The organism is Myceligenerans halotolerans (assembly GCF_054782975.1).
Genome location: NZ_BAAGRL010000079.1, coordinates 1 through 528 on the forward strand (window position 1 = coordinate 1; position 528 = coordinate 528).

General features: G+C 58.5%; 1 rRNA gene. It reads left to right on the forward strand.

The annotated features are described in order from the left end of the window. Positions 1-528 (forward strand): 23S ribosomal RNA (locus ACYVK5_RS25810); the annotation flags it as partial.

A 528-nucleotide genomic window follows, 5' to 3' on the forward strand; every position in this document is an offset into this window, starting at 1 on the left:
CCTCGGTCCGTGATCCGGATCAGGGACAGTGCCTGGTGGGTAGTTTAACTGGGGCGGTTGCCTCCTAAAATGTAACGGAGGCGCTCAAAGGTTCCCTCAGCCTGGTTGGCAATCAGGTGTCGAGTGCAAGTGCACAAGGGAGCTTGACTGTGAGACTGACAGGTCGAGCAGGGACGAAAGTCGGAACTAGTGATCCGGCCATGGCTTGTGGAAGCGTGGTCGCTCAACGGATAAAAGGTACCCCGGGGATAACAGGCTGATCTTGCCCAAGAGTCCATATCGACGGCATGGTTTGGCACCTCGATGTCGGCTCGTCGCATCCTGGGGCTGGAGTTGGTCCCAAGGGTTGGGCTGTTCGCCCATTAAAGCGGTACGCGAGCTGGGTTTAGAACGTCGTGAGACAGTTCGGTCCCTATCCGCTGCGCGCGTAGGAGTTTTGAGAAGGGCTGTCCCTAGTACGAGAGGACCGGGACGGACGAACCTCTGGTGTGCCAGTTGTTCCGCCAGGAGCACGGCTGGTTGGCTACG